24 protein-coding genes are annotated in these 26,220 nt (G+C 72.3%); 14 read left to right on the plus strand and 10 right to left on the minus strand.

Annotation, left to right across the window (positions count from 1 at the left end):
- The first annotated feature begins 131 nt into the window (after nucleotides 1-131).
- Together ACLHRZ_RS30745 and ACLHRZ_RS30750 are read left to right on the plus strand one after the other, a co-directional pair.
- A complete protein-coding gene (locus tag ACLHRZ_RS30745; RefSeq protein WP_490421850.1) occupies nucleotides 132-1,091 on the plus strand; it encodes an Acg family FMN-binding oxidoreductase in 960 nt (319 codons plus the stop codon).
- Between the two features lie 155 nt (nucleotides 1,092-1,246).
- Nucleotides 1,247-1,840: a CBS domain-containing protein gene (locus tag ACLHRZ_RS30750; protein ID WP_490421851.1), complete on the plus strand. Its 594-nt coding sequence runs from the start codon at nucleotides 1,247-1,249 to the stop codon at nucleotides 1,838-1,840.
- Between the two features lie 26 nt (nucleotides 1,841-1,866).
- Here ACLHRZ_RS30750 and pflA read toward each other — a convergent pair whose 3' ends face one another.
- The 3 genes from pflA to ACLHRZ_RS30765 form a co-directional block, all read right to left on the minus strand.
- The gene (gene pflA, locus ACLHRZ_RS30755) at nucleotides 1,867-2,646 is read right to left on the minus strand and encodes a pyruvate formate-lyase-activating protein (protein WP_490421852.1); all 780 of its coding nucleotides are present in this window, start codon (nucleotides 2,644-2,646) and stop codon (nucleotides 1,867-1,869) included.
- A complete protein-coding gene (gene pflB / locus ACLHRZ_RS30760; RefSeq protein ID WP_490421853.1) occupies nucleotides 2,643-4,907 on the minus strand; it encodes a formate C-acetyltransferase in 2,265 nt (754 codons plus the stop codon). The genes pflA and pflB overlap by 4 nt, the downstream gene beginning before the upstream one ends.
- Before the next feature lie 193 nt (nucleotides 4,908-5,100).
- Nucleotides 5,101-6,000 (minus strand): universal stress protein, encoded by a 900-nt coding sequence (locus ACLHRZ_RS30765; protein ID WP_490421854.1) that lies wholly within the window; start codon nucleotides 5,998-6,000, stop codon nucleotides 5,101-5,103.
- Nucleotides 6,001-6,217: 217 nt separating this feature from the next.
- On the opposite strand from ACLHRZ_RS30765, the gene ACLHRZ_RS30770 reads away from it, so the two are divergent.
- The gene (locus ACLHRZ_RS30770; protein WP_490421855.1) at nucleotides 6,218-6,931 is read left to right on the plus strand and encodes a response regulator; all 714 of its coding nucleotides are present in this window, start codon (nucleotides 6,218-6,220) and stop codon (nucleotides 6,929-6,931) included.
- Between the two features lie 87 nt (nucleotides 6,932-7,018).
- Here the strand turns inward: ACLHRZ_RS30770 and ACLHRZ_RS30775 are convergent, their stop codons facing one another.
- Nucleotides 7,019-7,510 (minus strand): MarR family winged helix-turn-helix transcriptional regulator, encoded by a 492-nt coding sequence (locus tag ACLHRZ_RS30775; protein ID WP_490421856.1) that lies wholly within the window; start codon nucleotides 7,508-7,510, stop codon nucleotides 7,019-7,021.
- Nucleotides 7,511-7,627: 117 nt separating this feature from the next.
- Here ACLHRZ_RS30775 and ACLHRZ_RS30780 point away from each other — a divergent pair, with 117 nt between their 5' ends.
- On the plus strand, nucleotides 7,628-8,848 hold the full coding sequence (locus ACLHRZ_RS30780; RefSeq protein ID WP_490421857.1) for a multidrug effflux MFS transporter: 1,221 nt from the start codon (nucleotides 7,628-7,630) through the stop codon (nucleotides 8,846-8,848).
- A gap of 30 nt (nucleotides 8,849-8,878) precedes the next feature.
- Here ACLHRZ_RS30780 and ACLHRZ_RS30785 read toward each other — a convergent pair whose 3' ends face one another.
- Complete coding sequence (locus tag ACLHRZ_RS30785; protein WP_490421858.1) at nucleotides 8,879-10,612, minus strand: sensor histidine kinase; 1,734 nt, start codon at nucleotides 10,610-10,612, stop codon at nucleotides 8,879-8,881.
- Nucleotides 10,613-10,864: 252 nt separating this feature from the next.
- On the opposite strand from ACLHRZ_RS30785, the gene ACLHRZ_RS30790 reads away from it, so the two are divergent.
- Both ACLHRZ_RS30790 and ACLHRZ_RS30795 read left to right on the plus strand, forming a co-directional pair.
- Nucleotides 10,865-11,290 carry a cyclic nucleotide-binding domain-containing protein gene (locus tag ACLHRZ_RS30790; protein WP_490421859.1) on the plus strand — a complete coding sequence of 142 codons (426 nt, stop codon included), beginning with the start codon at nucleotides 10,865-10,867 and terminating at the stop codon, nucleotides 11,288-11,290.
- Between the two features lie 150 nt (nucleotides 11,291-11,440).
- On the plus strand, nucleotides 11,441-12,253 hold the full coding sequence (locus tag ACLHRZ_RS30795) for a universal stress protein (protein ID WP_490421860.1): 813 nt from the start codon (nucleotides 11,441-11,443) through the stop codon (nucleotides 12,251-12,253).
- Between the two features lie 9 nt (nucleotides 12,254-12,262).
- On the opposite strand, the gene ppk2 is transcribed toward ACLHRZ_RS30795, so the two are convergent.
- Both ppk2 and ACLHRZ_RS30805 read right to left on the minus strand, forming a co-directional pair.
- Nucleotides 12,263-13,084, minus strand: a complete 822-nt coding sequence (gene ppk2, locus ACLHRZ_RS30800; protein WP_490421861.1) for a polyphosphate kinase 2 — start codon at nucleotides 13,082-13,084, stop codon at nucleotides 12,263-12,265.
- A 27-nt stretch (nucleotides 13,085-13,111) separates the two neighbouring features.
- Nucleotides 13,112-13,543 (minus strand): pyridoxamine 5'-phosphate oxidase family protein, encoded by a 432-nt coding sequence (locus ACLHRZ_RS30805; protein WP_490421862.1) that lies wholly within the window; start codon nucleotides 13,541-13,543, stop codon nucleotides 13,112-13,114.
- 236 nt (nucleotides 13,544-13,779) lie between these two features.
- Between ACLHRZ_RS30805 and ACLHRZ_RS30810 the strand changes: the two genes are divergently transcribed.
- The 6 genes from ACLHRZ_RS30810 (at nucleotide 13,780) to ACLHRZ_RS30835 (ending at nucleotide 21,036) form a co-directional block, all read left to right on the plus strand.
- Nucleotides 13,780-14,382: an Rv1733c family protein gene (locus ACLHRZ_RS30810; RefSeq protein ID WP_490421863.1), complete on the plus strand. Its 603-nt coding sequence runs from the start codon at nucleotides 13,780-13,782 to the stop codon at nucleotides 14,380-14,382.
- 76 nt (nucleotides 14,383-14,458) lie between these two features.
- Entirely contained in the window at nucleotides 14,459-15,136 is a 678-nt protein-coding gene (locus ACLHRZ_RS30815) for a vitamin K epoxide reductase family protein (protein WP_490421864.1), read from the plus strand.
- Nucleotides 15,137-15,237: 101 nt separating this feature from the next.
- Nucleotides 15,238-16,986, plus strand: coding sequence for an aa3-type cytochrome oxidase subunit I (gene ctaD, locus ACLHRZ_RS30820; protein ID WP_490421865.1), 1,749 nt, complete (start codon nucleotides 15,238-15,240; stop codon nucleotides 16,984-16,986).
- A 17-nt stretch (nucleotides 16,987-17,003) separates the two neighbouring features.
- Nucleotides 17,004-17,435, plus strand: a complete 432-nt coding sequence (locus tag ACLHRZ_RS30825; protein WP_490421866.1) for a hypothetical protein — start codon at nucleotides 17,004-17,006, stop codon at nucleotides 17,433-17,435.
- A gap of 97 nt (nucleotides 17,436-17,532) precedes the next feature.
- Nucleotides 17,533-18,498: an isopenicillin N synthase family dioxygenase gene (locus ACLHRZ_RS30830; protein ID WP_490421867.1), complete on the plus strand. Its 966-nt coding sequence runs from the start codon at nucleotides 17,533-17,535 to the stop codon at nucleotides 18,496-18,498.
- A gap of 132 nt (nucleotides 18,499-18,630) precedes the next feature.
- Nucleotides 18,631-21,036 carry an ABC-2 membrane transporter-related protein gene (locus tag ACLHRZ_RS30835; protein WP_490421868.1) on the plus strand — a complete coding sequence of 802 codons (2,406 nt, stop codon included), beginning with the start codon at nucleotides 18,631-18,633 and terminating at the stop codon, nucleotides 21,034-21,036.
- Between the two features lie 37 nt (nucleotides 21,037-21,073).
- On the opposite strand, the gene ACLHRZ_RS30840 is transcribed toward ACLHRZ_RS30835, so the two are convergent.
- Complete coding sequence (locus tag ACLHRZ_RS30840) at nucleotides 21,074-21,961, minus strand: universal stress protein (protein ID WP_490421869.1); 888 nt, start codon at nucleotides 21,959-21,961, stop codon at nucleotides 21,074-21,076.
- 17 nt (nucleotides 21,962-21,978) lie between these two features.
- The gene (locus tag ACLHRZ_RS30845; RefSeq protein WP_490421870.1) at nucleotides 21,979-22,671 is read right to left on the minus strand and encodes a CBS domain-containing protein; all 693 of its coding nucleotides are present in this window, start codon (nucleotides 22,669-22,671) and stop codon (nucleotides 21,979-21,981) included.
- 288 nt (nucleotides 22,672-22,959) lie between these two features.
- Between ACLHRZ_RS30845 and ACLHRZ_RS30850 the strand changes: the two genes are divergently transcribed.
- Complete coding sequence (locus ACLHRZ_RS30850; RefSeq protein WP_490421871.1) at nucleotides 22,960-24,873, plus strand: PAS domain S-box protein; 1,914 nt, start codon at nucleotides 22,960-22,962, stop codon at nucleotides 24,871-24,873.
- On the opposite strand, the gene ACLHRZ_RS30855 is transcribed toward ACLHRZ_RS30850, so the two are convergent.
- Nucleotides 24,827-25,525: a hypothetical protein gene (locus ACLHRZ_RS30855; RefSeq protein WP_490421872.1), complete on the minus strand. Its 699-nt coding sequence runs from the start codon at nucleotides 25,523-25,525 to the stop codon at nucleotides 24,827-24,829. The two genes, ACLHRZ_RS30850 and ACLHRZ_RS30855, sit on opposite strands and share 47 nt — an antisense overlap.
- Nucleotides 25,526-25,680: 155 nt before the next feature.
- Here ACLHRZ_RS30855 and ACLHRZ_RS30860 point away from each other — a divergent pair, with 155 nt between their 5' ends.
- Complete coding sequence (locus tag ACLHRZ_RS30860) at nucleotides 25,681-26,214, plus strand: hypothetical protein (RefSeq protein WP_490421873.1); 534 nt, start codon at nucleotides 25,681-25,683, stop codon at nucleotides 26,212-26,214.
- The last annotated feature ends 6 nt before the right edge of the window (nucleotides 26,215-26,220 follow it).

A 26,220-nucleotide genomic window follows, 5' to 3' on the forward strand; every position in this document is an offset into this window, starting at 1 on the left:
CTCCCCGTGCAGATCAGGGCCGGTCTCCTGGTTTCCGGGCCGCCTGGGCCATGGTCCGGCGCACGACGGCGGCGAAGCCTGGGGCTCAGCACCCGGACCGGCCGTCACGGCCCAGGAAAGGAAGGATCGCGATGCGTGCCCCGGACATCGACGCAGCCGCCATCGAAACGCTCATCTCCGCCGCGGTGGCCGCGCCATCGATCCACAACTCCCAGCCGTGGCGGTTCCGGCTGGATCCGGACACCCCCGCCGTGGAGGTCCGCGCCGCGCTGCAGCGCTCGCTGCCGCTGGCGGACCCGCTGCGCCGGGCCCTGCACCTCTCGGTGGGGGCCGCGGTGTTCAACCTCCGGGTGGCGGCCGCGCATCTGGGCTGGGAACCGGACGTGCACCTGCTGCCGGAGGGGGACGACCCCGAACTCCTCGCGACCGTGCGCCTGATCGCCGCCGGGGACACCGGCTCCGGGCATCCGGCCCTGTACGACGCCATCGCGCGGCGGCACACCAGCCGGCTGCCCTTCACGGGCCGTCCCGTGGCGGAGCCGGTGGTGGCGGAGATGGCCTCCGCCGCGCGTGCGGAGGGCGCCCGGGTCCATCTCCCGGGCATCGTGGAGACCAAGGTCCTGCTGGGCCTGACCGCCGAGGCCGAGCGGCGCAACCACGCCGACCGGTGGCGCATCGCGGAGAGCCGGGCCTGGGTCGCCCCGGCCGGGGCGGGGCCCTACGGCGTCCCGGTCACGGCGCTGGGCCCTCGCGACACCGCGCGGCGGATACCGATGCGCGACTTCACGGGGTCGGCCGACACCCCGCACCTGCCCGCCCTGCGCTTCGAGCGCCACGCGCAGCTGGCGCTGCTGTGGACGAGCGACGACCGGCCGGTGGACTGGCTCCGGGCCGGGCAGGCCCTGGAGCGGATGCTCCTGCTGGCCACCGCGCGCGGCGTGCGGACCTCGGCGCTGCACCAGGCCCTGGAGTGGCCCGACTTGAGGGAGTGCCTGCTGCGGCGGCGGTTCCGCTACCCGCAGTTCCTGGTCCGCTTCGGTTACGGGCCCGACGGCGGTCCGACACCGCGTGCCGGGGTCAGGCCGGCATGACGGGGCGGGACGGACCGTCCGCGGGCCACTCGACCTGGCGCTCCGGTCCGCCGATCGGGGACACTCGGCCCCTGCGTCCGCCGGGTCCGCGCGCGAAGCTGGGAAAACGCCGCGTGACCGCGGCACACGAGGATCGCCGGGAAAGGAGGTCTGCCGTGAAGTCCCGGACAGTCGGTGAGGTGATGACGCGCGAGGTCGCTCACGCGGGCCGCGACACCACGTTCGCGGATCTGGTGCTCCTGCTCGACCGGCGGTGCGTCAGTGGTGTGCCGGTGGTGGACGACGACGACAAGGTGCTCGGCGTCGTCTCCGAAGCGGACCTGACCCGTCATCAGGCAGTCGGCACGGAGACGGCGCGGGGGCTGATGTCCACCCCCGCCCTCACCGTCCACCCCGAGCAACGGGTCTCGGACGCCGCGCGGGTCATGGAACGCCACCATGTCAACCGCCTCCCCGTGGTGGACGAGGAGGACCGGCTCATCGGCATCATCACCCGGCACGACCTGCTGCGGGTGTTCCTGCGGACGGACGAGGAGATCCGTACGGAGGTGGCGGACGAGGTGCTCGGACGCGCACTGAGCCTGCCGCCCGGCTCCGTGTCCGTCTCCGTCGCGGACGGAGTGGTCACGCTGGACGGGCCCGTGTACCGCGGTCTGGACGTCTGGACCGCGGTCCGGCTCGCCTGGCGGGTGGACGGCGTCATCGGCGTGGTGAACCGGCTGGTTCCCGCCGGGGAGACCACGGTCTGACGACCGGTGGTCTCCCCGGAGTTGCGTCAGTCCGCCCTGAGGCCGTACGCCCGGAACTGCTCGCAGACCCGCTCCACCAGGGCCGGCTGCGGCGCCGGGGTGCCGCTCAGGGGGAAGGACAGGCCGAGTGCCGCGTACTTGGCGGCACCCAGCTTGTGGAACGGCAGGACGTCGACGCGTTCGACGACGGACAGCCCCGCCACGAAGGCGGCCAGGCCGTCGACGTCGGCCTCCTTGTCCGTCCAGCCGGGGACGAGCACGTACCGCACCCATACCGGCACCCCGAGCGCGTCCAGCCGGTGGGCGAAGCGCAGGGTCGGCTCCAACTCGCCGCCGGTGAGCCTGCGGTGGAGGGCGCGGTCGAAGGACTTGATGTCGAGCAGCACCAGGCCGGTGTCCGCGAGCAGGGCGTCGTCGGCGCGGGCTCCCAGGTTCCCCGAGGTGTCCAGGGCCGTGTGCAGGCCGGCCTCCTTGCACCGGCGCAGGATCTCGCCGGTGAAGGCGGACTGGAGCAGGGGTTCGCCGCCGCTGAGCGTCACTCCCCCGCCCGAAGCGGCCAGGAAGGCACGGCACTTGTCGATCTCCGCCATCACCTGGTCCACGGTCATGGTGTGGCCGTCGCGCATGCGCCACGTGTCGGGGTTCTGGCAGTACAGGCAGCGCAGCGGGCAGCCGCTGGTGAACAGCACGAAGCGGGTGCCGGGCCCGTCGACGCCCGTCGACAGGTCCCAGGAGTGGACCCTGCCCGCCGCCGGTCCGGGCCGGGCGGTGCTACCCGCCCGGACCGGACCGTGGACGTCGCTCACGCGGCACCGTGGAAGGTGCGGCTGATGACGTCCTGTTGCTGTTCGCGGGTGAGCCGGACGAAGTTCACGGCGTACCCGGAGACCCGGATGGTCAAGTCCGGGTACTTCTCCGGGTGTTCCATGGCGTCCTCCAGGGTGGCGCGGTCCAGGACGTTGACGTTCACGTGGAAGCCCCCGGAGGCCGTGTAGCCGTCGAGCAGCCCCACCAGGTTGGTCACCCGGTCCTCGGGGCTGCGCCCGAGACCGGCGGGGGTGATGGTGGACGTCAGCGAGATGCCGTCCCGGGCCGCCGTGTAGGGGAGCTTGGCCACCGACAGGGCGGAGGCCGCCATGCCGTGCCGGTCCCGGCCGTTCATGGGGTTGGCGCCCGGGGCGAACGGCTGTCCGGCCCGGCGCCCGTCGGGGGTGTTGCCGGTGTGCTTGCCGTAGACGACGTTGGAGGTGATGGTGAGGACGGACTGGGTGTGCTCGGCGTCCCGGTAGGTGGGGTGCCGGCGGATCTTGCCCATGAAGGACCGGACGAGTGCGACCGCCAGTTCGTCGGCCCGGTCGTCGTTGTTGCCGTACGCCGGGTAGTCGCCCTCCACCGCGTAGTCGACCGCGAGCCCGTTCTCGTCGCGGATCACCTTCACGCGCGCGTACTTGACCGCCGAGAGGCTGTCTGCCGCGACCGAGAGCCCGGCGATGCCGCAGGCCATGGTGCGCCGCACCGGGTGGTCGTGCAGTGCCATCTCGATGCGTTCGTAGGCGTACTTGTCGTGCATGAAGTGGATGACGTTGAGGGCGTCGACGTACGTGCCCGCGAGCCAGTCGAGGACGCGGCCGTACGCCTCGGTGAGCTCCTCGTAGTCCAGGTACTCGCCCGTCAGCGCAGGCATGGGCGGGGCGACCTGTTCGCCGGAGATCTCGTCGCGGCCGCCGTTGACCGCGTACAGCAGTGCCTTGGCGAGGTTGACGCGTGCGCCGAAGAACTGCATCTGCTTGCCCACGGCCATCGCCGACACGCAGCAGGCGATGGCCGTGTCGTCGCCCGTGCACGGCCGCATCAGGTCGTCGGACTCGTACTGGATGGAGCTGGTGTCGATGGAGACCCGGGCACAGAAGCGCTTGAAGCCGTCGGGCAGTCGGGGCGACCAGAACACGGTGAGGTTCGGCTCGGGTGCCGGTCCCAGGTTGTAGAGGGTCTGCAGGAAGCGGAACGAGGTCCGGGTGACCAGGGGGCGGCCGTCGGTGCCGATGCCGCCGATGGACTCCGTCACCCAGGTGGGGTCGCCGGAGAACAGTTCGTCGTACTCGGGGGTGCGCAGGAAGCGTACGATGCGCAGCTTGATGACGAAGTCGTCGATCAGCTCCTGCGCGTGCTCCTCGTCGATCCGGCCTTCGGCCAGGTCGCGTTCGAGGTAGACGTCGAGGAAGGTCGAGGTGCGGCCGAGCGACATGGCGGCGCCGTTCTGCTCCTTGACCGCCGCCAGGTATCCCAGGTACAGCCACTGCACGGCCTCGCGGGCGGTGGCGGCCGGGCGGGAGACGTCGCAGCCGTAGCCGGCCGCCATGCGCGTGAGCTCGTCCAGGGCGCGCAGTTGCTCCGCCAGTTCCTCGCGGTCGCGGATGACGGCCTCGGTGGAGGGCTGTTCGTCGAGCAGTGCCCGTTCGGCGCGCTTGGCCTCGGTCAGCCGGTCCACGCCGTACAGCGCGACGCGGCGGTAGTCGCCGATGATCCGGCCGCGGCCGTAGGCGTCGGGCAGTCCGGTGATGATGTGGGCCTTGCGGGCCCGGCGCATCTCGGCGGTGTAGGCGTCGAAGACGCCGTCGTTGTGGGTCTTGCGGTAGGTGCCGAAGACCTTGGTGACGAACGGGTCGGGCTCGTACCCGAAGGCGCGCAGGCCGTTCTCGACCGTGCGCAGGCCGCCGTTGGGCATGATCGCGCGCTTGAGCGGGGCGTCGGTCTGCAGGCCGACGACGAGTTCGCGGTCGCGGTCGATGTATCCGGGGGCGTGCGCGGTGATGGTGGAGGGCGTGGCGGTGTCGACGTCGAGGATGCCCTTGCGGCGCTCTTCGGGGAACAGCGCGGTCACCTTGCCCCACACGGTCCGGGTGCGCTCGGTCGGCCCGGCCAGGAAGGCGGAGTCGCCTTCGTAGGGCGTGTAGTTGGCCTGGATGAAGTCGCGCACGTCGACGTGCTCGCACCAGCGCTGCCCGGCGAAGCCGCGCCAGGGCTGCGCGGTGGTGGTGTCCACGATCGGTTCGGCCACTGCGGTCATCTTCGGTCTCCGTACTCGTCGGCGACGCCGGCGTGCGATCGTGCCGGCGTCCGCACACCCGATGCTCGTCGCAGACTCCGGGCCGGGCCCAGGGCCGCCGGGGGTCCGGCAGCCTGCCGACCGGTCCCCTTCCGGGGCGCCGGCGGCGGGTCTCAGGTCCCGGCGCGGCGGGGACCTTGGGCCCGGCGGCGGGTCACGCCGTCGGGCCGTGCCCGTTCGGCACGAGCACCACGGGGCAGTGCGCGTGGTGCAGCAAGGTGTGGGTGACCGGCCCGAGTTGGAGGCCGAGCCGGCGGGCGCGGCGGTGGGCGGAGACGACGACCAGGTCAGCCGTCCGGCTCGCCTCGGTGAGCGCGTGCCCGGCGCCGAGGCACATGGCCACCGTGTCGACGTCGACCCCGGGATATTCGGGACGCAGGGCGGCGACGGCGTACTGCGGGACGGCCTCGGCGGCCTTCGCCAGCAGTTGCACGTCGTCCCACTGCAACGACGCCGGGGGGCACATGCTCGGGACCGCGGGGTAGCGCCAGGCATGCAGCACGCGCAGGGTCGCATCGCGGCGGGCCGCCTCCTCGAAGCCGAAGCGCAGCGCACCGAGGTCGGCCTCCGACTCCAGGCCCACCAGGACGCAGCTCCGCTCGTTGCCCGTCGAACCGCGGACGACGAGCAGGGGGCCGAGGCAGTGCGCCGCCACCCGCAGGGTGACCGATCCCAGCAGCAGTTCGCCGAAGCCTCCGTGGCCGCGGGTGCCGACGACGGTCAGGGCCGCGGTGTGCCCGGAGAGCACCAGGGCCCGGGCGGCGGGCTCGGTGGTCAGCGTCGGCACGACGGGCAGGCGGGCGGCGCGGCCGTGCACGCGGGCGACGGCCCGGTCCAGGGAGACGCGGGACAGCTCCTGGAGCGAGGGCCCGCCGGGCGCCATCGCCATGTGCGGCGACCGCTGTCTGCCCCAGGGCCAGCCGCACAGGATCTCCAGAGTGGCCCCGCGCCGCAGGGCCTCGTCGGTCGCCCGGTCCAGTGCGGGCAGGGCGCGTGCCGAGCCGTCGAAGCCGACCAGGACCCGGGTCCTGCGGGCGGTGGTCGCAGCGGACATGGCTGTCTCCTCGGTGTCCTGGGGACTGAGGTGCCGGACTCTGCCAGCGTCGGCCACCTTTTTCCCGTGCGGCAGGGGCCGGTAGGGACCGACAGCGGGCCGCCGGGGCCCACCGGGTGGGCCGACCGGCCCATGGCGGCTTGTGCCGCTTTGGCCCATCCTCGGAAGCAGGAGACGTGCACGGAGCACGGGACCGAGCCGACAGGAGCCGGGAGCTGTGGACGAGCCAAGGACGTTCTCGGCCGAGCAGCCGGTCCGGGTGTTCCTGCTGGACGACCACGAGGTCGTCCGGCGGGGCATCCAGGATCTGCTGGACGCCGAGGAGGACATCACGGTCGTCGGCGACGCCGGCACCATCGCCCAGGCGCTCACCCGGGGTCCGGCCGTCCGGCCGGACGTCGCGGTGCTGGACGTGCGGCTGCCGGACGGCGACGGCATCACGGTCTGCCGCGAGCTGCGGTCGCGCATGCCCGGCCTGGCCTGTCTGATGCTCACCTCGTTCGACGACGACGACGCGCTGCTCGACGCGATCATGGCGGGGGCCGCCGGCTACGTCCTCAAGCAGATCAAGGGCTCCGACCTCGTGGCCGCCGTCCGCACGGTCGCCACCGGCCAGTCGATGCTCGACCCGACCACCACCGCCCGCCTGATGACCACGCTGCGCGGGGAGAAGACCGCCGGGAACGAGCCGGGGGACGAGCGGCTGGCGGGCCTCTCCCCGCGCGAGCGCGACATCCTCGCGCTGATCGGCGATGGCCTGACGAACCGTCAGATCGGTGAGCGGCTCTTCCTCTCGGAGAAGACGGTCAAGAACCACATCTCCCGGCTGCTCGCCAAGCTGGGCGTGGAACGCCGCATCCAGGCCGCCGTGATCGCCACGGAGGCGGCCAAGGCGGCAGGCGGCGAGGAGCACCCGCGCGGGCACCGCTGACCGAGGCCTGCCCGGTGGCGCCCGCAACCGGCTGACGGCCCGCTCCTCGAAGCGGGACGTTCCCTCAGCACCCCCTGCCGCATCCCGTCATGCGGACTGCGGAGACTTCTGCAGCGCAACCCCGAGCGCCTCGAGGGCGGGCAGGGCCGCGACGAGCGCCGCCCGCTGCTCCTGCGGAAGCCCCCCGAGCGCGGCGGCGAAGGACTTCGCCCAGTTCTCCTCGACACGGCGCAGGTCGGCGCGGGCCTTGGCCGTGGGCTTCAGCCGTACGGCGCGGCGGTCGGCGGGATCCGGTTCACGGACGAGCAGGTCACGGCCGACGAGGCCGCGGACGGTGGTGCTGACGTTGCTGGCGTGCAGGCCGAGCCGCCGCGCGAGGACTCCGACGCCGATGCCGGGCTCGTCCAGGACGGTGCGCAGCACCTCGAACTCGGCGGGCGGCAGGGGCTGGAGGCCGACTTCCTCGGTGCCGCGGAGGCGGAGACGCAGCACGCGCGAGAGGGAGTGCAGGGCCGGGGTCAGTGCCTTGGCCTCGGTCAGGCATGCGTCGGGAGCGGGGCGGGGCTCTTGCTCGGTCATGGAGCCATGCTAGCTTTAGTTATAGATACATAACTACATGCACTCCGTGCTTCCCGGCCGCGGCCCTGCACCGACCAGGCGCCGCCCGTCCGCCGGAGGCCCCTCCGGGAGATTTCGATGTTCTGGCTCACCGCGGCCCTCGGGCTGCTCGCTTTCGTGACCCCCCTGGCCACGGACATGTACCTGCCCGCCTTCCCCCACCTGACGGGCGAGCTGCACAGCAGCGCCTCGGGAATCCAGCTGACGCTGACCGCCTTCCTCCTGGGCATGGGCCTGGGACAACTGCTCATAGGCCCGCTCTCGGACCGGTTCGGCCGCCGGGTGCCCCTGCTGACCGGCGCCGCGGTGATGGTGGCGGCCTCGGCCCTGTGCGCCCTCGCGCCCTCCCTCGGCGCGCTCGTCGCCCTGCGCTTCGTCCAGGGCTTCAGCGGCTCGGCCGGCGTGGTCGTCGGCCGCGCCGTGATCACCGACGTCGCCTCGGGCGACCGGGCGGCCAGGCTCTTCGGCACCCTGATGACCCTCACCGGCCTGGGTCCGATCGTCGCCCCCATGGCGGGCGGGCTGCTGACCGAGTCCACCGGCTGGCGCGGCGTCTTCTGGGTGCTGGCCGGCGTGTCCGCCCTCGCGCTGCTCGGTGCGGCCCTCTTCGTCCCCGAGAGCCTGCCCGCCGGCAAGCGGCACGCTGGAGGTCCCCGGGCCACCTTCCGTGCCATGCGCGGCGTGCTCGGCGACCGGGCCTACCTCGGCTACACGCTCTCCTTCGGCCTGACCTTCGCCATGCTCTTCTCCTACATCGCCGGTTCCGCCTTCCTCTTCCAGAAGGTGCTCGGCCTGAGCGTCGGTCACGCCTCCCTCGCCTTCGCCGGCATCGGCGTCATCGGCACCCTCGCCAGCATGACCGGCACCCGGCTCGTCGGCCGCTGCAGCCCCGGCCGCCTCCTGCGCACCGGGCTCTGCACGATGGTCGTCTGCACCGCGGCGCTGTGCGCCGTCTCCCTCGCCGGGGCCCTGACCCTGCCGCTCACCATGGTGCTGCTGTGCCTGGTGTTCATCGGCATGCGCCTGGTGACCGCGAACGCCGGAGCCCTGGCCATGGCCCGGGTCCCGTACGCCTCCGGGTCCGGCTCGGCCGTCCTGGGCACGCTGCAGAGCGCGCTCAGCGCCGTGACGGCACCGCTCGTCGGACTCGGCGGCGAGGACACCGCCGTCCCGATGTTCCTGAGCATGGCCCTCTGCGCGGCACTCGCCCTCCTCAGCCTGCTCCTGACCCGCGGAGCGGCACCCGTCGGCGCCCCCGCCCCGGCCGCCGCCCCGCGGCGCGAGGCCACCCGGGCCTGACCGCACGGCGCCACGGGCTCCCGCCCGCTGTCAGCCGGTGAGCGGGATCCGCCAGGTGAGGACCATGCCGCCGCCGGCCGGCGTGCTGAACTCGAGGACGCCGCCGTGCTGTTCGGCACGCTCGGCGAGGTTGCGCAGCCCGCTGCGCCGTCCGCCCTCGGGGATGCCGACACCGTTGTCGGCGACGCTCAGCACCAGTTGCCCGCCGGCGTTGACGACGGACACGTCCACGGAGGTCGCGTGCGCATGCCGGGCCACGTTGGCCAGGGCCTCCTCCAGCACGGCGGCCGCGTCCTCGGCGGCCGCGCGGGGCACCTGCGTGTCCAGCAGGCCCTCCATCCGCAGGCTGGGGGCGAAGCCCAGGATCCGGCCGGCCTCGCCCGTCTTCTGGACGACCCGGGTGCGCAGACCGTGCTGGGGAGCCGTGTCCCGCGAGCGCAGGCCGAAGATCGCCGACCTGATGATCTTGATCGTCTCGTCCAGGTCGTCGACGGCCCGCTGGACCCGTTCCGACGCCTCGGCATGGTCGATGAACCGGTCGGCGCTCTGCAGCGTCATCCCCGTGGCGAACAACCGCTGAATGGCCAGGTCGTGCAGGTCGCGGGCGATCCGGTCACGGTCCTCGAGCAGCACCAGCTGCTCGGCGTCCGCACGCCGCTCGGCCAGCTCCAGCGCCAGGGCCGCCTGCCCGGCGAACGTGAGCAGCGGCCCGGTCTCCTCCTCGGAGAACTCCGGCCGGCCGGCGGCGCGCACCAGGAAGAGCACACCTCGCACGATCTCCCCCGACATGACCGGCACCGCCACCGCGGGTCCGAGCCCGGCGAGGACCCGCGTGGCCGCGAGGGCGCGCGGGTCCCCGTCGATGTCGCGGCTGTGGACCGGCTCCCCCGCGTCGTACGCGACACCCACCAGCGAGCTGTCGGCCGGCAGGACCAGACCGCGCAGCTCGTCGGCCCTGGCACCCACGGCGACCTCCACGGTCAGCGCGGAGCCCCCGTCCAGCGGCACGGAGAAGGTGGCCAGCTCCGCACGCGTGATCTCCCTGGCCAGCTCCGCGATCTGGACCATGACGTCCGCCGACGGGCTGCCCGACATCAGGCGCGTGGTCACCTCGGAGCTCGCCCGCAGCCAGCGCTCGCGCCGCGTGGACTCCTCGTACAGCCGGGCGTTGTCGATCGCCACGCCGGCGGCCACGGCGAGCGTCGAGAGCACCGCCTCGTCCTCGTCCTCGAAGTCGGCGCCACCGCGCTTCTCGGTGAGGTACAGGTTCCCGAAGACCTCGTCGCGCACCCGGATCGGCACGCCCAGGAAGCTGTGCATCGGCGGATGGTTCGGCGGGAAGCCGTACGAGGCCGGGTGCTCGGAGATCTTGGGCAGACGCAGCGGCTCCGGGCGCCGGATCAGCTCGCCGAGGATGCCGTGTCCTTCCGGGTACGGGCCGATGGCCTTGATCTGCTTGTCGTCCAGGCCCACGGTCAGGAACTGCGACAGCGTGCTGCCGTCCGGGCCGATCACACCCAGGGCCCCGAACTGGGCGTCCACCAGCACCACGGCCGCCTCGACTATGCGCCGCAGCACGTGTTCCAGGTCCAGCTCGCGCCCCACCGAGAGCACCGCCTCCAGCAGGCTGTGCACCCGGTCCCGGGTACCCCGGGCCGCGTCCAGCCGCGCCTGCAGCTCCTCCAGCAGCTCGTCCAGTTTGAGCTGCGGCAGCCGCACCGGCTCTTGCCCGGCGTTCCTCAACGCGCCTCCTCCGACCTGCATCCGCATCCACCTCCCCCTGGTGCAACCGTACCGAGCCCCGGCGCAGGGAACGCCCTGGTATGCCCAAGATCTCCGGTCACCCCGCGGGGCACCGGGCGGTCCGGGCCCGGAATGCGCCCGGCGAGGGCCGTTCGCCTGCCGCATCGGGCCCGGTCGGCCCGCCCCGTGGGCACCGGGACCGGCGGAGGCTGGAGGCCGACGGGGAGGCATCGGGCACGTGGTCGCGGGGCGGCCGGGCAGGAGGAAGCGCACATGGCCAGGACCGGGGTTTTCGCCGACCTCTCGGCGGACCAGGAGCGGGCTCTGATGGCCCTCGCGCGCGAGGTGTCGTTCCCCGTGGGGGCGCGCATCTTCGAGGAGGACGGCGACGCGGACCGGTTCTGGATCCTGCACACCGGGACGGTCCGCCTCGACCTCCGGGTGCCGGGCCGCCCGGCCGCGGTCGTCGACAGCATCGGGCCCGGCGGACTCCTCGGCTGGTCGTGGCTGTGCCCGCCCCATGAGTGGCACCTCGGCGCCGAAGCCGTCAGCCCCGTGCGGGCCTGGGAGTTCGAGGCGGCCCCGGTCCGTGCTTTGTGCGAGCACGACCCGCTGCTCGACCACGCTCTGCTGACCCATGTCGCCGCCGTCATCGGCCGCCGTCTCCGGGCGGCACGCACGCGACTGCTCGACCGCTGAGGCGCAGATCTCCCGCTCCGCCAGGGCCGGTTGCCGCCCGAAAGCGGCCAACAGGCCCTCGGGACAAGGCCGCTCGCCTCTGGCACGCCGGCGCAACGCGGCCGATCGTGGAAGCGGACCGGCAAGCAGGACCTGAAGGCGGTGGCAGCAATGGACCTTCCCGTCGTCGTGGGCACCGACGGATCCCGCGCGAGTCTGGAGGCAGTGGACTGGGCGGCGGACGCGGCCGTCCTCCGCGGACTGCCCCTGTGGATCCTCCACGCAGGCCCGGACGGTCCGCACTCCGGGCATTCCCCGGCGCAGGCCGACGAGGTCTGCGCCCTCGCGGCCGACCGCGCCGCGCTGCGCGACTCCCGGCTCAAGGTGACGGCCGAATCCGTTGGGGGAGCAGCCGCCATGGTCCTGCTGGAGGCCTCGCACAGCGCATCTCTTGTCGTCGTCGGGCACCGGGGAAAGGGAGGAGGGGTGGGCTCGCTGTTCCTGGGCCCAGTGGCCACGGCGGTCGCGGCTCACGCGCACTGTCCGGCCGTCGTCGTCCGCGGCCGCCCGGACAACGTCCACGGCCGGAAACACCGGATCACCGTGGGGATCGGCAGGAAGCACCCGGAAGAGGCGGCCGTCTCCTTCGCCTTCGCCGAGGCGGCACTGCGACGGTGCGAGGTGGAAACGGTGTTCGCCTGGTCCGGCACCGGCGGTGACCCGCGGGGCGACGATCGGCAACGGCGCGAGCACGAGGCCGACGAGGCCCTCCGGTCGGCGACCTGGGCCCACCCCGACGTGCCCCTGCTGACCTGCCCCGTCGGCGGACCGGCGCACACGGCCCTGCTCCGTGCCTCCGCGGAGTCGGACCTGCTCGTGCAGGGCGCACGCCCGCACGGCTCACCCGGGCCCCGGCCGGGCATGGTCGACAGCACCGTGCTCAAGCACGCGCACTGCCCGGTCGCCGTCGTCCCGTACTGGTGAGATGTCTCCTCACCGGAGCAGCCGGGCCGCCCGGTCTGGGACGAGGGTCTGCAGATCACGGGAGGGCCGCCGGTATCCGGTGGAGGGAGGGCGGGGCGGGAGTTCGAGGGCGGGCCGGGGGACGTCGTGGTACGGAACCGTCGAGAGCAGGTGAGCGATCATGTTGATGCGGGCCGCACGCTTGTCGTCGCCCTCGACGACGTACCAGGGCGCCTCGGGGATGTCGGTGTGCGCGAACATCTCGTCCTTCGCCCGGGAGTACGCCTCCCAGCGGGTGATCGACTCCAGGTCCATCGCCGACAGCTTCCAGCGCCGCGTCGGATCCTCCAGCCTGCTGCGGAACCGCTGCTCCTGCACCGCGTCGCTCACCGAGAACCAGTATTTGCGCAGCATGACCCCGTCCTCGACGAGGAGCCGCTCGAAGACGGGGCACTGGCGCAGGAACCGCGCATGTTCCTCCTCCGTGCAGAAGCCCATGACCCGCTCGACGCCCGCACGGTTGTACCAGCTCCGGTCGAACAGCACGATCTCCCCGGCGGCCGGCAACTCGGCCGTGTAGCGCTGGAAGTACCACTGCGTGCGCTCCCGGTCGGTCGGCACGGGCAGCGCGGCGATCCGGGCGACCCGCGGGTTCAGCCGCTCGGTGACCCGCTGGATCGCACCGCCCTTGCCCGCTGCGTCACGCCCCTCGAAGACCACGACGAGCCGTCGGCCCTCGGCCCGTACCCACTCCTGGAGCGCCACCAACTCGCCCTGGAGACGCAGCAGCTCGCGCTCGTAGACCGGGCGCGGCAGCCGCTCCGGCCTCCGGTCGCCGGTCACTGCCGTCACCTCCTGCGCGTCCTCCGCCTCACCGCATCAGGTGATGCGGCAGCCGGTGACCATGTCGAGGCTGATGGTGATCACGTGATCCATCTCCTCGCCGATCCAGGGCTCGAGCGCTGTCCGGTAGCGCTGCTGGTCCGCGGGATCCCGCACCAGGTGCGCCTCGCCCGTGACCACGACGCTCCATCCGGTGCACGTCTCGGTGTCCAGCTCGTCGGCCTCATAGGCCACCACGGCACCGTCCCGGGCCGGGCCGAGCATGGCTGCGCCGGTGTGGGTCCTGATGACGACCTGGCCGTCCAGGAGGACGTGGTTGACCGGCCGGATGGCAGGCAGAGCCTGGTGGCTGAAGACCAGGCGCCCGATCCGTGCGCCCCGGAGCAGCTTCAGCGCCTCCGGCCGGGACAGCTCCACCGTGGTCGGCGGACCCGGCAGGACATCGTGCGGGATGGAGATCTGTGCCATGGCACCAGTCAGGCACGGTCCGCGCCGGCGCGGCTAGGGCTGAACGGCCCCGATCTTCGCCCCTCCGCTCCGCCGGCCAGGGCCCATTGGTCCCGGCGACCGTGCCCGGCGTGCCCGTCGGGCGGGACCGCGCGGCCCCGCAGCAGGCCCTTCGGCCCCATGACCGCGCCCTCCCGACGGCCGACCGTGGAGACGCACGAGCCGGACCGGACGACTTCCCGCTCGGGAGGCAGAGGATGAACGCACGAGGCAGCTCCCGCACAGGGCCCCTCCCGCACCGCTTCCGCATGCGGGCGGCCAACCCGCTGCGACGGCGTTCCGACCGATGCCAGTCGTGGCTCTGCACGTGTCTCCTCGTTCTCCTGTTCCTCGCTCTGCCGACGGCCCCGTTCCTGGTCGCCCAGGACGTCTACGCCTCCCAGATGCGCACGCTGCACGCGCAGTCGGCGCAGCGGCACCGGATCGCCGCGCTCGTTACCGCGGATGCGAAGGGCCACTCCACCACCGGGGACAGCCTGCAACGGGCGCCCGTCCGCTGGACGGATGCGTCGGGTGCGGTACGGACCGGCACGGCGGACGTCCCCGCAGGATCGGCCGAGGGCAGCACGGTACGGATCTGGGTGGACCGCGCGGGACGGCCGGCGAAGCCGCCGATGCAGCGCGACGAAGCGCTGACGGCCGGCTGGTTCGCCGCCTGCTTGACCGCGGCGGGTCTGGTCCTGGCGTACGGAAGCACCCGCGCAGCGCTCGTCGGGGCGCTGAACCGCGGGCGGTACGCCCGCTGGGAGGCGGAGTGGGAGACGGTGGAGCCGCGGTGGTCGGGGCGGCTGCATGGATGAGGGAAGGCCGGTCACCGCCCGCCGGGGGCCGTTCGGCCCATGGTGTCCGGAACCGGGGCGGGCAGGATCGAACGCCATGAACAGGCACACGACCGACAGCAGCCGGCAGCCGGAACAGGCGCGGACGTTCCCCACGACGGGCTCGGGCCGGGCCGTTCGCCGAAGGCCCGCCCCGGTCGGGTCGGGCCGGAGGTTCTCCTGGCTCATGGTCGTCACCGGCGGCCTCGGGCTCCTCGCCTCGGCCGTCATCATGGCGGACAGCATCCGGCTGTCCGAGGACCCGGCGTTCCGCCCCGCCTGCAACGTCGGGTCGGTGCTGTCCTGTACGGACGTGATGCGCAGCGATCAGGCTTCGCTGTTCGGGCTGCCCAATCCGCTGTTGGGAGTGGCCGCGTACTCGCTCGTGGTCGCGGGCGGCATTGCGCTGCTGGCCGGCGCCCGGTTCCCCCGGTGGTGCTGGATCGGCCTGAACCTGGGCGGGCTCGCCGGTGCCGCCTTCTGCATGTGGCTGATGGGCCAGGCGCTCTATTCCATCGGGGCTCTTTGTCTGTGGTGCTGCCTCACCTGGGCGGCGACCATCGCCCTGTTCTGGTACTCGGTCGTGCACAGCCTCCGGCACCGCATCATTCCGGCTCCGCGAGCATGGGTCCGCGGAGTCCTGGAATTCCACTGGGCGGTACCGGTCACGTGGTACGCAGTCGTCGTGCTGCTCATCGCCATTCGATTCCGGCCCGCCTTGCAGTCGATGATCTGAATCACCGTCGATTCCCGAGGCATTCACCGCAGGAAGTGGGGCCGTTCGGCCCTGTGCCGGGGACCCCCGGCCCTGTCCGCGACCGCGGCACGCCATTGATCATGATCCGGGCCGGAGATCTCCGGCCCGGAAATTCTCTTTGGCACAGCTGGAGTTGGTGGCCTGTGGACGGTATCGGGACGCACAGAGACGACAGGGCCGAGGCGCAGCATCGGGAAATCGGGCCGGTGGCCGGGCGGAAGCCCCGCAGCACGCCCGTCGCATGGCTGACGACCACCGATCACAAGCAGATCGGCACGCTGTATCTCGTCTCCGCTTTCGTCTTCTTCATCATCGGCGGCCTCATGGCGCTGCTGATGCGCGCGGAACTCGCGCGCCCCGGCACGCAGATCATGTCGAACGAGCAGTTCAACCAGGCCTTTACGATGCACGGGTCCGTGATGCTGCTGCTCTTCGCGATGCCGCTGTTCACGGGATTCGCGAACTGGCTCATGCCGTTGCAGATCGGCGCACCGGACGTGGCGTTCCCCCGGCTGAACATGCTGGCCTTCTGGCTGTTCCTGTTCGGGTCGCTCATCGCGGCGGCCGGTTTCCTCACGCCCCAGGGTGCCGCCGACTTCGGCTGGTTCGCGTACGCGCCGCTGTCGGACTCCGTGCACTCCCCCGGCGTCGGCGCGGACATGTGGATCATGGGGGTGGCGCTCTCCGGTTTCGGCAGCATCCTCGGCGCCGTCAACTTCATCACCACCATCATCTGCATGCGCGCACCGGGCATGACGATGTTCCGTATGCCGATCTTCACGTGGAACGTGCTGCTGACCGCCCTGCTCATCCTGATGGTCTTCCCGGTGCTGGCCGCCGCGCTGTTCGCCCTGGAGATGGACCGCAAGTTCGGCTCGCACGTCTTCGACCCGGCCAACGGCGGTGCGCTGCTGTGGCAGCACTTGTTCTGGTTCTTCGGGCATCCGGAGGTGTACGTCCTCGCCCTGCCGTTCTTCGGCATCGTCTCCGAGGTCATCCCGGTGTTCTCGCGCAAGCCGATGTTCGGTTACATCGGCCTGATCGCGGCGACCATCTCGATCGCGGGTCTGTCGGTGACCGTGTGGGCGCACCACATGTACGTCACGGGCGGTGTGCTGCTGCCGTTCTTCTCCTTCATGACCTTCCTGATCGCGGTCCCGACCGGTGTGAAGTTCTTCAACTGGATCGGCACTATGTGGAAGGGCTCGCTGTCCTTCGAGACCCCGATGCTGTGGGCCACCGGATTCCTGATCACCTTTGTGTTCGGCGGCCTGACCGGCGTCATCCTGGCCGCACCGCCGCTGGACTTCCACGTCTCCGACTCGTACTTCGTCGTCGCCCACTTCCACTACACGCTGTTCGGCACCGTCGTCTACGCCATGTTCGCCGGATTCCACTTCTGGTGGCCCAAGTTCACCGGCAAAATGCTCGACGAGCGCCTCGGGAAAATCACGTTCTGGACGCTCACCGTGGGATTCCACACCACATTCCTCGTCCAGCACTGGCTGGGCGTCGAGGGCATGCCCCGCCGGTACGCCGACTATCTCGCCTCGGACGGTTTCACCGCGCTCAACACGGTGTCCACGATCGGCTCCTTCCTGCTGGGCCTGTCGCTGCTGCCGTTCTTCTACAACGTCTGGAAGACCGCCAAGTACGGCAAGAAGGTCGAGGCCGACGATCCCTGGGGCTTCGGCCGCTCCCTGGAGTGGGCGACCTCCTGCCCGCCGCCGCGGCACAACTTCACCAGTCTGCCGCGCATCCGTTCCGAGTCCCCTGCGCTGGACCTGCACCGGCCGGACATCGCCGCGGCCGAACTGACGGGCCGCTGAAGGACGAGGAGGAACTCATGCCCCGGACTCTCCTCGCCCTGAGCGCCGCGGTGATCGGCGCAGCCGGCTGTGTCTGGTACCTGCCCGCCCTGTCCGACCTGCGGGCCGGCGACGACCGGCCGCCTGCCCGGCGGGCCGCCGCCCTCGCCTGCCTGACGGGATGGTGCACATTCGCCGCCGTCACGCTCCTGCTGCTCGCGCAGACCCCGTGGCTCGTTCCCGGGGCCACGGCCGCGGTCGGGGCAGCGGTCGCGTCGGCCCTCTCCGTACGCGCCGGGGTGCTGCGGCGGCGCGAGCGGCAAGAGACCGAGAAGTGGGGGGCGTTGCTCGGGACGGCTCCGGCCCGCGCCTCCGGGCGGCTCGCCCGGACCGCCCTGGCCTGGGGGCTGTCGGGGATCGCCCTCGCCGCGGCGGGAACGCCGTTCCTGGTGAGGCAGCTCCTGCTGTGAAACCCCTCGGGTGGCCTCTTGCCGGGATCCTCGCGGCACGCGAAACTGCTGCCCGCCACCTACAAGGCGCGTGACAGCGGCCGGGGACAGGAACCGTATGGCCAGTGCGAGGATTCCGACCGTCGACCTCCGCCCATGGCGGCACAGCACGGCGCAGGCCCGTGCCGCCGTGGCGCGGACGGTCGACGAAGCTCTGCAGAACGCCGGCTTCCTGCTGGTCACCGGGCACGGCGTGGACGCGGCACTGCGGACCGGCATCCGGGACGCCGCCCGGGCGTTCTTCCGTCTGCCGGCCGACGTCAAGGCCCCGTACGCGGTGCGGGTCGGCGGGCGCGGCTGGCTGGGGCCGGGGGCCGAGGCGAACGGCTACGCCGAGGGCACGCGGACTCCGCCGGACCTGAAGGAGTCCTGGTCCTTCGCCTCCGACACCCCGACCGGTGATCCGCTGGTGGACGCGGAGTGGTTCCTGCCGAACGTCTGGCCCGCCGGGGTACCCGGGCTGCGGCCGCTGGTGGAACGGTACCTGGCGCAGATGCGGTCGCTGTCGGATCTGCTGCTGGAATTGCTGGCGGTCGCCCTCGACGGGCCCCCGGATCTGTTCACCCGCCACACCGGGCATCCCACCTGGGGCTTCAACATCAACTGGTATCCGGGGACGGACGTGGTGGGTGCCGCGCAGCCGGGCCAGTTCCGGATCGGCCCGCACACGGACTTCGGCACCGTGACCGTCCTGGACAGGCAGCAGGGCAAGGGCGGGCTGCAGGTGTTCACCGAGCAGGACGGCTGGCAGGACGCTCCGTACGATCCGCAGGCGCTCACGGTCAACATCGGCGATCTGATGGCGCGTTGGACCGGGGACCGCTGGCGGTCGGGCCGCCACCGCGTGCTGCCGCCGCCCGCGGACACGCCCACGGAGGAATTGTTGTCCCTGGTGTACTTCTACGAGTGCGATCCGGGGACCCGCGTCGAGTCGCTGCCCTCCCCCGTCGGCAGGACCGCGTACGAGCCGGTGGACTCCCACCGGTACCTGCGGGCGAAACTCGACGCGATCAGCGTCGGATGAATGGCGACCTTCTTCACCTCCCCTTCTTCGCTTTTAGGGCGATTTGACGGTTTGGCCCTTCGGCCGGAATCCTGGCATCCGGTTGACCAGCGGGACAGCGGAGCCCGGCCGTGAGTGAAGGAGTGCGCGATCGTGAGCGCCGACACCGCCGCCTGCCGTCCCCTGCCCTCCCCCTGGCGCGGACAGCGCCTGGTGATCACCGGCTTCGCCGCCCTCCTTCTGGCATGCGCGCTCTGGACGGCATACGGGCGCGACGCCCTGCTCTCCACCATCGCCGCCTGCCACGCCGAGGGCGCCGGCTGCTCACCGGTACGACTGGCGGAACGTGCCTTCAAGCACGACGGCAGGCTGCAGGCGCTGGGTGCCGTGGGCATCGCCCTCCCCGCCCTGGCCGGCGCCTTCTGGGGCGCGCCGATGATCGCCCGAGTGCTGGAGACCGCTCCCGGACGGCTGCCCGCCGCTGCCGGGGGCCGCGTCCGCTGGTACCTGGCGCGCCTGGCCGTCGCCGCCGCCGGCACGGCTCTCGCCGCGGGGCTGCTCGCGCTCCTGGTGGCCTGGTGGTGGCAGCCGGCCGCCAACAAGGTCTACGGCCTCACGTGGTACGACCCCGCGGTGCTCTACGCCACCGGTCCGGGCGCCGTGGCCGCCGCCCTCTTCGGCCTGGCTCTCGGCACCGCCGCCGGGCTGCTGCTGCGCCGCACCCTGCCCGCCATGATCACCACGGTGGTCGGCGTCCTCGGGGTGCGCTGGGTGCTCCACACCGTCCACACCTCGGTGTTCTCCCCTCACACGTACACCGCCGAGGGGGATGCCTCCCCCGGCTCACCCGAGGGTGCCTGGTGGTCGGGCTGGGGATATCTCACCTCCGCCGGCCGGGAGGCGCCCGCCTCGGTCTGCCGGTTCGGGGAGGGCGGGGACACGGCGGCGTGCATGAGCAGGCACGGCTTCACCGGCACGTTCGTCAAGGCGTACCCCGGCAGTGACTTCTGGACGTTCCAGTGGTTCGACACCGCCGTCCTGCTGGCCCTGGCCGTCGCCCTCACCGCGTTCGTGGCACGGCGGCTGTACCGCCGCGTCCCGTCCGCACCGACGGCCTCGCGCCGGCTGCCGGGACGGGCCACCACGGCGTGGCTGGTCCCGCTCGTGCCGGCCGCGGTCACGCTCGGGCTCGGTCTGTGGGGCGTCACGCGCCACGGGAGCATGTGGCGCGACGAGGCGGCCACCTGGCAGGCCGCCCACCGTTCGGTGCCGGAGATCCGGCACATGCTCGGCGAGGTCGACCTCGTCCACGGCCTGTACTACTTCCTCATGCACGGGCTCTTCGAGCTCTTCGGCGACAGCGTCCTCGTCCTGCGGCTGCCCTCCGTCCTGGCCATGACCGCGACCGCCGCCCTCACCGCGCTCATCGGCGCCCGGCTGGCGGGTGCCGTCGCGGGGATCTGCGCGGGCACCGTCCTCGCCCTGCTGCCCGCCGTGCAGACGTACATGCAGGAGGGCCGCCCCTACGCCCTGGTCACCGCCGGCGTCGCCGCGGCGACCTGGCTGCTGGTGACCGCACTCGGCCGGCCGGGACGCCGGACCCTGTGGGCCGCATACGGCGCCACCGTGTGGATCACGGCGCTGCTCAACTGGTTCTCCCTGTTCGCCCTGGGTGCCCACGCCCTCACCCTTGTCCTGGTCCGCGCCGACCGGGCCGTGCTGCGCCGCTGGGCGACGGCAGCCGCCGTCGCCGTCGCCGCGACGCTGCCGCTGATCCTGGCCAGCCGCGCCCAGTCCGGCCAGGTCTCCTGGATCCGCCCGCTCGGCTGGTCCACGCTGCTCGCGCCCGCCGTGCTGCTGATCATCGGCGCCGCCTGCGCCCGCATCCCGCACCGCGGCACCGGCCCGCTCACCCCGGCCCGCCTCGCCCTGCCCCTGCTGGCCGTCCCACAGCTCGCGCTGCTGGCGGTCTCGGCCGTCAAGCCGCTCTACCTCGACCGGTACGTCCTCCACACCTGCATCGGCCTCGCGCTGCTGCTGGGCGCCGCCGGCGCGGCCGCGGTCCGGGCGGCCGCCGCCCGCCGCTTCGCGCAGCCCTGGCTGCTGATCCCCATGGCCGCGTGCACGGCCGTCGTCCTGCTGGCGCCGATGGAGAACCGGCAGCGCACCTCCTTCAGCCGCGTCGACGACGTCGTGCCCGTCGCCCACGAGGTGGCGCACTACGCGCGGCCGGGCGACGCCGTCCTCTTCCTGCCGGCCGCCCGCCGGGACACCGCCCTGGTGACCCCCTGGGCGTTCGACGGCCTGGACGACATCGCCCTGGACCGCACCCCCACCGAGTCCGGCACCCTCAAGGGCCTCGAACTCCCGCCCGAGAAGATCCGCACCGCGATGCTCGGCCGCTCCCGCATCGTCCTCGTCACCGACGCCTATGCCGTCGCCCGGCCACCGGGGACGGCCCGGGAGCGCACCAAGCAGCAGGTCCTGGACCGGTACTTCCGCAAGAGCCACGAAACCCAGACCAACGGCAGGCGCGTGACCGTCTACGACAGGAAGTGACGCCCCGTCGCCGACGCCCCGCACACCGGCCGTGGTCTCAGCCGGTCGGGACGAGGGCCACCGGGCAGTGCGCGTGGTGCAGCACCGCGTGCGTGACCGGCCCCAGTTGCAGGCCGAGGCGGCGGCTCGCGCGGTGGGCGGCGATGACGACGACGTCCGCCTCCCGGCTCGCCTCGGTCAGCGCGTGGCCGGCCCCGAGGCACAGGGCCTCGGTACGGACCTCGACCCCGGGGTACTCGTCGCGCAGGGGCGCGACCGCGGACTCCGGAACGTCCTCGGCCGCCTTGGCCAGCAGGCGCACGTCGTCGCGGAAGAGCGGCCCGGCGGGCTGCATGCCGGGCGAGGCGGGGTACTGCCAGGCGTGCAGCACCAGCAACTCCGCACCGAGCCGTACCGCCTCCTCGAAGCCGAAGCGCAGGGCGTCGGTGTCGGCGTCCGATTCGATGCCGACGAGCACGGTCCCCCGCATGCGCCGCACCACGTCGCGGACGACGAGCAGGGGGCTCGCGGTGTGCGCGGCCACCCGCAGGGTGACCGAGCCCAGGAGGAGCCCGGTGAATCCGCCGTACCCCCGGCTGCCGAGCACGGTCAGGCCGGCGGAGTGCCCGGACCGGACGAGCGCGCGGGCGGGGGACTCCGTGGTCAGGGTGGGGACCACGGACAAGCCGGGGGCACCCCGGTGGGCCCGTGAGACGGCCCGGTGCATGGCGGACCTGGCCTGTTCGTAGAGGACTTGGCCGTCACCGCACCTCATCACGGACTCGGGGACCAGGTGCCGTCCCCAGGGCCACCCGCACAGGATCTCCAGCTCGGTACCGCGGCGCACTGCTTCGTCCACGGCGCGGTCCAGGGCCCGCAGGGCGGGCTCGGAGCCGTCGTAACCGGCAAGGACCCGGCCCTGCCGGGGAGTCGCCGCCTCGGACATGGTTCGCTCCTCCGGTGTCAGAACTGCGGTCCGACGGCGGGCGGTTCGGGGATCCTGTGCCTGGCCGGGGCTGCTTCGAGGCACAGTTCGACGTTCACGACGCCTTCCACGTCCCGTACCAGCCTGGCCATGACCGGCACCATCGCCCCGTCGGGGAGCCGTCCGGAGAGGGTGACCACGCCTTCCGTCACCGATACGTCGACCGTGGACCTGCAGTTGCGGAAGAAGTGGTCCACGATCTCGTCGCGCACCTCGTGGGCGATGTCCTCGTCGTCGCGCAGGTAGACCATGAGCAGGTCGCTGCGGCTGACGATGCCCGTCAACCGCCCGTCCCCGTCCACGACGGGAAGCCGCTTGACGCCCTCGCGGGCCATCACGCGCGCGGCCTCCGCCAGGGTCTCGTATCCGCGGACGGTGACGGCCGGGGTGCTCATCAGTTCCCCGGCCGTCCCGGCCCCGGCCTTGACCAGGTCGTCCAGGTGGCGCAGTTGCTCCAGGCGGGAGGGGTCGCGGTCCTTGTACTGCTGTTTGGGCAGCAGGTCGGCCTCGGAGACCATGCCGACGACACGGCCTTCGCCCTCGACCACCGGCACGGCGCTCACCTTCCACTGCGCGAACGTCTTGACGATCTCCTTGTAGGCGGCGCTGCGGCTGACCGCCACGACCGTCTCCGTCATCACGTCGCCGACCGTGCGCGGGGTGTTCCTCATCCCGGGCCTCCCTCTCCGATGCCGGAATCCACCGGCACTTCCACCCTCGTCCCGGCGGACGGCACCGGCCAAGGTGCCGATGGGCCCTGCCCGGCGGGCTGCCCGGCCCCGTCGCAAAGCCCGGCACACGGGCCGGTCAAGAGCACGCACAGACCGCTCGACTTTCTCCCATTTCTGCATCAGAGCAGGTCAACCGGGGCCGTTGACGAGCAATCGACCTGCGTGCATACGCCAGGGTCATGCACCGGTGCTGGGATCTATTTTTCCGACCAGAAGGAGCCGGTCCCCATGCCAGAGAACTGCAGCCACGACGAACACGGGGCGGCCGAGGCCCGTTTCCAGGGGCTGCTGGAGTCGGCCCCGGACGCCATGGTCATCGTGGACGACACGGGAGTCATCCAACTCGTCAACGCCCAGACCGAGGCCGTCTTCGGCTACTGCCGACAGGAACTGCTCGGCCGGCCCGTCGAGATCCTCGTGCCCCGGCGCTTCCGGCACCAGCACTCGGCCCACCGCCGGGACTACGCGAGCAACAAACAAGTACGCCCCATGGGAGCCGGTCTCGAACTCTACGGACTGCGCAAGGACGGGCACGAATTCCCCGTCGAGATCAGCCTCAGCCCCCTCGAGACCCCCGACGGCCTCCTCTTCTCCGCGGCGGTGCGCAATGTCAGCGATCGCAAGGCCGTCGAACGGAGGATCACCGAGCTGGCGTCCCTCGTGGAGTCCTCCCAGGACGCGATCCTCGCCAAGACCCTTGAGGGCCGCATCACCTACTGGAACGCCGCCGCCCACCAGCTCTACGGCTACACGGCGGACGAGGCGGTCGGCCGGCACGTGTCCCTGCTCGCTCCGCCCGCGTGCAAGGACGAGGTCGACGCCCTGATGGAGCGGCTGAGCCGGGGCGAGAAGGTCGAGCACTTCGAGACGCTCCGGGTGACGAACACCGGCGCCCTGCTCGACGTGGACGTCACGCTCTGGCCGACCCGTGACGCGGTCGGCACGGTGATCGGCGCCTGTGCGATCGTCCGCGACATCAGCGAGCGCAAGCGCGCCGAGGCCGAACTCACCCGGCTCTACGAGCAGCAGCGGCACGTCGCCCTGACCCTGCAGCGCAGTCTCATGGGCACCCCGCCGGACGTCCCCGGCCTGCACTCCGCCAGTCGCTACCTGCCCGCCACCCAGGGTGCCGGCGTGGGAGGGGACTGGTTCGACCTCGTCCCGCTGGGAGGCGGTCAGGTCGGTGTCCTCATCGGGGACGTGATGGGCCGGGGCCTCGAAGCCGCCGCCGTGATGGGGCAGTTGAGGTCCGCGGCCAACGCCCTGGCCCGTACGGGGATGCCGCCCCGGCAGCTCATGCAGGCGCTCGACACCATCGTGGCCGATCTGCCCGACCAACTGGTCACCTGCAGCTACCTGGTGATCGACCCCGACGCCGGCCAGATGGCGATCTGTTCGGCCGGTCACCTGCCCGCACTCCTCGCAGCCCCGGACCACCAGGTCAGTCCGATCGCCGTACCGATCAGCGTTCCCCTCGGCGTCGGAGACGTCCCCCATCAGCAAGCGGTCGTCGCGGTACCGCCCGGGTCCACGCTGGCGCTCTACACCGACGGCCTCGTCGAGACCCCCGCCACCGACATCGAGCAGCAGATCACCGCGCTCGCCTCGGAGTTGAGCCACTCCTTCGGTTCCGCCTGCGGTCTCGAACAGGCGGCGGACCGGGCCCTCGCGGCGCTCCTGCCCGACACCACGGGCCACTACGACGACGTCACCCTGCTCCTGGTCCAGCTGCCGCCCGCCCCGCTCGCCTGGGCCTGCACCGAGCTGCTGTCGGAGCCGTGCGCGGCGGCCGACGGCAGGCGGTTCCTCGCCGTCACCCTCGCCGCGTGGAACTGCACCGAGGCGCTCGACGACGCCCGGCTGCTGACCTCCGAAGTCCTCACCAACGCGATCTGCCACGCCTCCGGCCCGATCCAACTGCGGGTGCGCAGGGGCCCGGACGAACTCACCGTCGAGGTGACCGACCGCAGTCTCCAGCCCCCTCAGCCGCGGCTCGCGGAGGCGGGGGACGAGTCGGGCCGTGGTCTGCTGCTCGTCGACGCGCTGGCGGACAGCTGGGGCACCCGGCCCATCGACCGGGGGAAGACCATCTGGTTCACCCTGCGTCTGAAGGCCCCGGACGCACCGGGGCCGCGCCCGTGAGGGACTTCACGAGGATGTGACTGCTGACGGCCAGCATCCAGACCGGGAAGACGAGTTCGAGGTGGCCGGTGCTGCTGACGGAGAAGAGCAGCACCAGTGCCACGAGGTGGCCGAGCCAGGACAGCCAGCGCGGAAAGACGCCCAGGCGCCGCCCGATCGTGGTGGTCGACAGCACGAACACGGCGGCCATCCGCGTGAAGTAGCCGGACAGCAGCGTGAGGACGAGGTGGCGCCCGTACTGCCACAGTTCGTCCCTGCCCGGTGCGGGAGGCCGCGTCGCGAAGCCGGTCACGGCCAGCAGGCTGCCCGCCGTCGCCGCGAGGACGAACAGCGTCGCCACGAACAGCAGCCCGCTGCCCAGGAACAGCGTGGCGAAGAACCGGTCCTCCGCCGCGCCGACGTAGTCGCGGAAGCAGCCCATGAACCACAGGAAGAAGACCCCCGCGAACGGCACCATCGCCAGCGCCGTGTTCAGGCTGTTGCGCCGGGACGTGTCGCCGAGCCAGTCCGCGGCGTCCTGGGGATGCTCGGGCACGGCCAGGCGCACCAGGACGATGGCCGCACCCAGCAGCAGTGCGGAGACGATGCCCGCCACCGCGGCCACGCGTGGTGTCCGCAGTCCCTGCCCTGCCGTCCTCGTGCCGCTCCGCATGACGTTCTCCTCCGGCGGACGCTCCCGTGCCGAGCCCTCATCGTGCAGTGCGCTCCCCCGGGGCACGACCCGGCGACACCCGCAGGGGCGCCTGTCGCTCCCCCGGCCCGCCCGCCTGTCGTGCGCACCGGTACGTCCCCGGCGATCCTGGGGACGTGACAGGCCGCGCCGACACGGACGACACAGCGGACGGCCGGGGCCGGCGCCGGCCGGAGCAGCCGCGGACCGATTTCGGGGGCGCGGTCTACGGCGCGCTCCTGGCCGCCTCCGTGGTGGCCGGCACCGGGGCACTCGGGCCGTACCGCCGGGTGGGCCTCGTACTGATCCTGCTGGTCACCGGTCTGGTGTTCTGGGTCGCACACGTCTACTCCCGCCTCGTCGGCGAGCGGGAGACCTACCGGCATCCGTCCTGGGCCGTGGTCAGCCGCGTGTCGCGCGAAGAGTGGCCGATGGTCCAGGCGGCGGTGCCCCCGGCCGTGGCCGTGGCCGTCAGCCCGCTGCTGGGGCTGGATCTGGAGGGGACGGTCTGGTTCGCCCTCGCCGTCGCTCTGGCCGAACAGATCGGCTGGGCCGGCGCGGCGGAGGTCCGCGCCGGCGGCTCCCGTCGGCGCGTGATCGTCACGGGGGTCGTCAACCTGGTGCTCGGCCTGGTCATTGTGATCCTCAAGGCCTTCCTGCACGAACACTGAAAAAGG

The organism is Streptomyces sp. AM25 (genome assembly GCF_058146165.1).